The sequence below is a fragment of the bacterium genome (assembly GCA_040757115.1).
Taxonomy (GTDB): domain Bacteria; phylum UBA9089; class CG2-30-40-21; order CG2-30-40-21; family SBAY01; genus JBFLXS01.
Genome location: JBFLYA010000221.1, coordinates 1 through 6114 on the forward strand (window position 1 = coordinate 1; position 6114 = coordinate 6114).

The 6114-nt window shown below is 32.9% G+C and carries 6 protein-coding genes and 1 pseudogene; all 7 read left to right on the forward strand.

From position 1 onward, the window contains the following. The first annotated feature begins 124 nt into the window (after window positions 1–124). Window positions 125–607: a thiamine pyrophosphate-dependent enzyme gene (locus tag AB1422_15325; protein MEW6620682.1), complete on the forward strand. Its 483-nt coding sequence runs from the start codon at window positions 125–127 to the stop codon at window positions 605–607. A 217-nt stretch (window positions 608–824) separates the two neighbouring features. After that, window positions 825–965, forward strand: a complete 141-nt coding sequence (locus AB1422_15330) for a hypothetical protein (GenBank protein MEW6620683.1) — start codon at window positions 825–827, stop codon at window positions 963–965. Window positions 966–1263: 298 nt separating this feature from the next. Continuing rightward, on the forward strand, window positions 1264–1515 hold the full coding sequence (locus AB1422_15335) for a hypothetical protein (GenBank protein MEW6620684.1): 252 nt from the start codon (window positions 1264–1266) through the stop codon (window positions 1513–1515). Between the two features lie 164 nt (window positions 1516–1679). Further along, window positions 1680–2789, forward strand: a complete 1110-nt coding sequence (locus AB1422_15340) for a hypothetical protein (GenBank protein ID MEW6620685.1) — start codon at window positions 1680–1682, stop codon at window positions 2787–2789. 28 nt (window positions 2790–2817) lie between these two features. Continuing rightward, window positions 2818–2971 (forward strand): annotated as a pseudogene (locus tag AB1422_15345) (IS66 family transposase). Window positions 2972–3087: 116 nt separating this feature from the next. After that, the gene (locus AB1422_15350) at window positions 3088–4290 is read left to right on the forward strand and encodes an alanine racemase (protein ID MEW6620686.1); all 1203 of its coding nucleotides are present in this window, start codon (window positions 3088–3090) and stop codon (window positions 4288–4290) included. A 1-nt stretch (window position 4291) separates the two neighbouring features. Next, entirely contained in the window at window positions 4292–5962 is a 1671-nt protein-coding gene (locus tag AB1422_15355) for a radical SAM protein (GenBank protein MEW6620687.1), read from the forward strand. The last annotated feature ends 152 nt before the right edge of the window (window positions 5963–6114 follow it).

The window sequence follows — 6114 nt, forward strand, 5'->3', positions numbered from 1 at the left end:
ATAGAAGGAGGCCAATGTCAATCATTTTTGTTAAAAAATCTACAGATTTTTTAACAGATTAACTACTGATATATCAAGGGGTTAACGCTATTCTGGTTAGCTCACTTGCCGATTGCAGGTTTATATGTTAGGCTCAATGGGTCTTGCTGCTTCAATTGGTATTGGAATTGCAATCAATGTACCCACTAAACCAGTAATAATTATAGAAGGTGATGGTAATTTTTTAATGAATCCTACAAATATGTTTTTAGCTGGGGAATATGCGTTAAAAAATTTGATTCATATTATTATAGATAACAACATGTATAAATCTACCGGGGGACAAAAAATATTGAATTCCCAACTTAATATTGCACATTTAGCGCAATTAAGTAATTATCGTAAATGTCATTTTATTACTAATGTTGAAGATCTAGAAAAAGATATAAAAAATGCAATTACCAGCTTAAACGGTCCATATTTATTTCATTTAAAAATAACAAGGGATATCAATGAACTGTATCCAAGAGTAGATATTAAACTTAAGGAAATGAAGGACAGATTCATGAAATTTCTATGTAACTATTCAGCAAAAAGTCAAAAGGAATGCGGAAATGATTGTGGATAAGATTTAAATTTTTGCCATTATGTTCCGATAATTTAATTTTTAAATAGAAAGAACACACGAGGCATCAATTCTCGGTGAATTTTTAGAGACTGAATTCACCTATGTTTAGGAGAGATAGAAAAAAATATTTTTCGTAAAGATTTTGAGAGGAAAATAAGGAATAATGAGTCTCTATCTAATTTTTCACCGAGAATTGCTGACACACGAGGGTAATTAATTGACAATAGAAAATATAAATGTGGATGTGATAGTTAAAAGAGTAAAAAGAGTTCTCAAAGAAGAAAGGGAGTTATCGTCGTCTGTAAAGTCTATAATTAAATTGCTGGCTATAGTGGTGACATTACTGGGCAATCGATAAATCTTAACAGCTGAAACAATAGGAGGCTGAGAATTGTCATTTTTTGATTTTCATTATTTGGAAACCCACGTAAAGAGAGGGGGGGTATTTATTCAAAATTTGCATTGTTGGTCAGTCTGGTGACAAAAATCTTTCTTTTACGAGTAACCAGAGTGAAAATGATATTCGAATGACAAAAGTTTAGCAAAAGATTTCGACCTGTGAAATAGGTTTTAAAGGAAAAGGGAAAAACCTCCGATAATATATATATCCAGTAGAAACAAAAACTGGCTATATAAAGAAAAGGGGGTTAGGTAAAATGAGAAAGAAAATGAAGATTTTGGTATCGATCGAGGATGAATTTGGCAATGAAGAAATACAACCTGTAACAATTGAGGCAGATGTACCTGATTACAAGGAATTTGAGAATTTCAGGCAAGGCTTTGATGTGTATGAAAGAGCAGTTTTGAGAGCTCGAAAAGAAGCTACAGAAGAGGCTACAGAGAGATATATGGAGGGAATGTCTAAAAAAAAAGCCATGATGAGAATGAACGAATTAGAGGAGAAGTAACTGAAAACGATTCAGAATACAAGATTGAGGCAGAATTAGGAAGATTAAGTTCAAAAACACATATAATTAGTAAGGATCAAAAGGTAGTATTTGACACTTCAAGGGATTATTTTGAACCAATATGTTCACGGGAATCTTATCGGACAGCATGTTTTGATGAGGTTTTGCTATCGTTAGTAAAAGATGAATCTTATAGAGACAGTGAGAAGAAAATAAACCGTATCAGGTGGCAAGAAAAGGACATTACCCAATCAAGGACAATAGCCAATATTGTAGAAGTAGAAGGGAGCAAAATAGACCAGGAGATTGAGAAGAGGAGTGATAAGATACTGGAGGCATACGGTTTTGATCGGGATGGCCAACCTAAAGGATGGGATGGGAGTTCCAGAATAGAGATAGAAACAGAATTAATAAGTGAAGAGATAGTCCAGAGGACAATAGAAGAATACAATAAAGGCAAAGAAGAGGAATTACAAATATCTGCATCTGAGTTAAATGAAACATACGAGAATCCTTGGACATGTGTAAATATATCAATAGACGAGGTAGGGGTAAAGAAGCAGAAAGAGAATGGAAGGAAACCGAATTGTCCGAGGAAAGAAGGGAAAGAATATGTGAGAAATAGTATTATCCAAGTCCAGAAAGTGGGGAGTGGGTATATACTTAATGGGTTAGGGATAGTTGAGACGATAAGGAGATTAATCGCCTTTCTCTTGCATAATGATTTGCTAAGGAAAGGGAGTTTATTATTTTTTGTGGATGGAGCAAAGGATTTGCATTCAGCAATAAAATCAATGTTTGGTTGGATACCATATAGAATTATTCTTGATTGGTATCATTTAGTTAAGAAGTGTGAAATGCAGTTAAGTCTTGGTTTAAAAAACAAGGGAATTCGGAATGAGATACTTAGGAAGGTAAGGGGTTATTTATGGGTAGGAAAGATTGACCATGCGGTTAAGGTCTTGGGAGCGGTTGAAGAAAAGGATATTAAATCACAGGTAGCCATTGATTGCTTAATTAGTTATTTTGAGAGGAATCGAAGCTATATTCCTTGTTATGGACTCAGGAAAAGACTTGGGTTGCGAATATCCAGCAATAGAGGAGAGAAAGCAAATGATCTTGCTGTAGCGGATCGGCAAAAACATAATGGTATGAGTTGGAGTAAAAAAGGGTCAAGTGCTTTGGCTTCAGTTATTACCTTGCACCAAAACAATGAACAAGATAATTGGATTAAGAAGAGGCAGATACTCTTTGAGCTAAAAAAGGCTGCATAAATAAAAAGGATAGACCTATTTCACAGGTCGAAAGATTTCAGGTGGTTTCAGGTTTTTGGAAGGGACTAAAATATTTTGCCGTATCCGTAGTTACATTTCAACTTGTGGGAAAAAATGGAATTGGTTCGATTCAATTTCTGACTTTATTATTCCAAGAGGAATTATCAGAGTTTAGGAGATAATTGTGCTGAATAGAGGTTAACTACAATTGACATTATTATAGCAAATCCCATGAGTCTTTTTCAATAAGAGAAATATCTAAATAAGTATTATACGAGTTACAATAAAGGTATATATTATGGAAAATAGAATAAAGGAAAAAATAATAAGAATTGCGCAGCAAAAGAGTTTTACAAACAAACCATTTTTTTATTTATATGATATTAAAAAAATCAAAAAGCAATTGTCTATGCTTAAACAAAGTATACTTCCTAATGTTTCGATATACTATGCAATTAAAGCAAATTCAAATAAGGAAATTCTAAAAATTATAAAAAATAATAAAGTTATTAAAGGCTTTGAAGTAGCATCTGTTGGAGAGTTAGAAAAGGCGTTAACAGAAGTTGAGGCTGCCCAAGTATTATTCACTGGTCCTGGTAAGCGCGTTCCTGAGCTGTTCGAAGCCGTTAAGCAGAGGATACGATTCATTAATGTTGAATCGCTAACAGAAATTCATAGAATTAACCAGATTGCACAAGAACAGAAAGTTGGAAAAGTTGACATTTTAATCAGGATTAATCCTAATTACAGGATACAAAATTCAGTTTTGGAAATGACAGGATTTTCTACTAAGCTTGGAATAGATGAAAGATACATACCAGAAGTCATTGAGCAAATAAAAAAAATAGATCATATTAATGTAAAAGGGATACACGTGTTTGCAGCGAGTGGTATTCTTGATTATAATGTCATAGTTGATTATATAAAATATATTTTTAATCTGGTTTCCTGGCTCGAAAGGGATGTCCAAAAACTTGATATTGTTGATTTTGGTGGAGGTCTGGGAATTGATTATTTTAGTACTGGAAAAAAATTTGATACTTCCGCTTTTTTCAGCGAATTAAACGATTTGATCATAAAATACAAATTTCAGAATAAAGAATTCATTCTGGAATTAGGCAGGTATATTGTAGGTAAAGCAGGATATTATGTTTCTGAAATCATCGATATCAAAGAATCGTATAATAAAAAACAAGTTATACTGTCAGGCGGTATTAATCATTTACGTCTTATTAAGAAACATCCCTTCACAATAATTCACATGGCTAAAGATTGTGTGTATGAAGAACAACCCTTTGTTAATAAGAATGTTGTTGATATTAATGGGCCATTGTGTTTTAATGGAGACAAATTATATGATGATCTATTTATTGATTGTGCACATATAGGTGATTTATTTGTTGTTCATTTGGTTGGGGCATATGGATATAATATGGCCTCTCTGAATTTTCTTGAACATCCTAAACCTGAAGAGGTTTTTTATTACAGTGAAGGAGAATAGTATGTCTTCATCTACTAATAGTTTGTTAATAAATTATGTAAGTAATCTGGAATTGTTAAGCGGTTTAATCCCAGATATAGGACTGGCTACTTTGGCTGGCGCCCTTAAAGCAAATGGACATAAAGTCAAAATTATTGATTATGCTACCATAGATATGATTGACAGACTAGAGCCTACACCTGAGTTGAAACTAGAATATAATGCAATAGTAGGACCACTGGCAATCTATTTTCAAAATAATTATCCAATCCCTGATGACATTTTAAAAGGTTTTAATTATGACAAATATCTGAAACTTCTAGAAAGCGAAAAGGCGGAAAGACAAATTGTATTAAAGGAAATAATACACGAGCTCTGTAAGGAGATCGAGAATTCTAATATTGATTTTTTAGGATTTAAATTATGGGCCGGGGATGCTTTTGAAGAAACTTTAATAATTGCTGAATATTTAAAAGCAAAATTTCCTAATCTGAAGATTTTCGGTGGGGGACCACTAGTTGATTGGTTAAAAGAAATTATTTTTAGTAAAACCCATGCGTTTGATATCGTAGTTTTTGGTGAAGGCGATGAAACGATTGTAAAATTAGCCGATTATTGCCTTAAAAAAGAAAAATTAGAAAATATTCCCAATATTATTTTCAGGAATGGTGCTAAAATAAAAATTAATGATAGTGTCATTGTAGAAAATCTAGAAAAGAATTATAAACCCTGTTACTCCCCAGAAATTTATCCTGCCTTAGCCGGTAACAATAAATTAAAAGTATTTATGCTTGAGGAAAGTAGAGGCTGTCCCTATTTATGTAATTTTTGTGCACATCCGCTTAAATCAGGTAAGAAGTGGCGTATCAAATCTGCAGATAATATAACAGAAGAAATGGAAAGTATAATTGCTCATCACAATTCTAATACATTTAGATTTTGTGGTTCCAGTACACCAGCAAGACTACAAACCAGGATTGCTAAAAAAATCATCGAAAAAGGATTGCAGGTCAGGTATAGTAGTTTTGCCCATTTTCAAGATTATAATAAATGCAACTTTGAGTTGCTGAGTTGTGCAGGATGTAAATCTTTATTATTCGGGTTAGAATCAGGAAGTCCTAAAATACAGAAGCATATAATGAATAAGGTTATTAAAATTGAAAATGCAAAAAAAATCATAGAGGAATGCCGAAGGAATAAGATTCAGACTGTTATTTCTATAATATATCCAGCTCCCAAAGAGACAATAGAAACAATGCAAATGACAATCGAAGCATTGAAACATATCAGACCTGATTCGGTTTTTACTTGTATTCCGGTTATTGTACCATATACAAAATGGTTTAATTATCCAGAAGAATATAATATTGATATTGATTCTAAAATACAGTATATTGAAATGATTTCCAGTTACAAACCGCGGTATAATGGTCATCCTATTCTATGGAGATCAGGGGTGCATAGAGTAAATGGTTTGGACTATAAACAGCAAACCTTAAAATGCGGTATTATGATTAATGAATTGAAAAAAAATAATTTTTATACTCAGATTACAGAAGAAGAAATACTATTTGCCTCGGTTCTTGGGATTTCTGCTGCCGAACTGGCATATAAGTATCAGAAAATTAGGCAAGATGGCGATATTATCGCATTATGGCAACTAGTAACGGATATTAATAATAATTGTAAATAAGTTTCTAAAAATATTATTGAATTTTTTATAGGGCTTCACGAAATTAAAGATTAGGTGCTACATAGCATAACATCGTGCACCCTATTTTAATACAAATTTATAGCAGGACATCGTGCACTCTCACCCCATGGGGTGAGAGTGCACGATGTCCT